1 pseudogene is annotated in these 1,452 nt (G+C 72.5%); it reads right to left on the bottom strand.

Going from position 1 to position 1,452, the window contains the following annotated elements:
• A pseudogene (locus JMF90_RS36870) lies at nucleotides 1-1,452 on the bottom strand (exodeoxyribonuclease V subunit gamma); the annotation flags it as partial.

Below are 1,452 nucleotides of genomic sequence, written 5' to 3'. Positions count from 1 at the left end.
CAGGTAATCGCGCGCGCTCGGCCGCGCATAGCGGTAGATGACCTGCCCGCCGGCGTCAGCCGGTTCAGCGTGCCGTGCAATTCGAGCGGCGCGCTCACCGCGTCGGCCGCCAGCATCGCGTCGTCGGCGCCGAACAGCGCCTGCTCGGTGTCGGGCCACTTCGGTGCGACGATGAGCGAGAACGGCCGCCGCTCGATCCCGTCGGCCAGCGCACGGCGCACGTTCGACGCAAGCTGCGTCATCGAACCGAGCGCCTGGTCGCGCCACACCGCCCCCGTCGCGCCGCCGGGCAGTTCGGGGCTCGCGTCCGCAATGCGCAGCGCGTGATCGTGCACGCCACCCTCGCCCGCTTCGATCAGGAGCGGCAGCACGCGCTCGGCCAGCGCGTCGCTGCCGGCAAAGTCCAGCGCGAATGGCTCGGTATCGAGTAGTTCGGCCTGTGCGTCGGCGAGCACGATGCCGAGCCGGCCGCGTAGCAACGCACGCGCCGGATGCCGCCAGAAGCGTTCGAATTCGCTGAACGCGACGGGCTCGACCGGCTCGGCCGGCAGCGGCTGCGCGAAGAACGGCTGCTCGCGCGGCTCGCCGCGCGACGCTTCGGCGGCCAGCAGCGACGCGAGTGTCGCCCGCTCGGCGTCGTACGACACGAGTTCGCTGCCCGGCTGGAAATACGCGGCCGCGAACGGTTGCAGCGGATGCTCGACGATGAACGCGCGCCGCGCGGCATCGACCGCATCCGGTGCGGCGCCGAGCCCGGCCGTGACGATCGCCAGATGATCGAGCAGCTCGTCGACGAGCGCCGCGGGCGGCAACGGCGCATTGTCGCGGATGCTGCGGCCCGTATAGGCGATCAGCAACCGGTCGCGTGCGGCGAGCAACAGGTCGAGAAACAGATTGCGCTCGTCGTCGCGACGCTGCCGGTCGCCCAGCTTCGGCAGCACGGCCATCAGGTCGAATTCATCCGCGCGCGCGAGACTCGGCAGCACGCCGTCGTCCATCCCGAGCAGGCAGACGACGCGATACGGCAGGCCGCGCAAGCTCGTCAGCGACGAGAACGTGACGCCGCCCCACGGCACCCCGCCGCGGGCCGGATCGTCGAGCGCCGCGGTGAGCCCCGCGCGCACGACGGCCGCCGGCAACGCCTCGTCCGGCGCACCTTCCGTCATCGCGGCCAGCATCGCGTCGAGCGCGTCGCGCACGCCGGCCAGCGCATCCGCATACGCGGCGCCCGAATCGAAGAAGCGCGCGAGCGTGTCGGCAAACAGCTCGCTCCAGCCGCGCGGCGTGTGCGACTCGGCGAGCCGCCGCGCGAAGCCGTCGAGATCGTCGGTGAAGCGTGCGAGCCGGCCGAGCAGTTCGGCCTCGCTGCCGGTGGCCGCCTCGATCGGCAACCACGCGCCGATCGGCGCCGCCCCTTCGGGCATCGCATAGCCGAGAAAGAGCCGCGCGAGC

This window comes from Burkholderia sp. E168m23 (assembly GCF_016586125.1).
Classification (GTDB): Bacteria; Pseudomonadota; Gammaproteobacteria; order Burkholderiales; family Burkholderiaceae; genus Burkholderia; species Burkholderia orbicola.
Note: the sequence above shows the minus strand (reverse complement) of the source record. Positions and strands in the feature narration are given on the sequence as shown.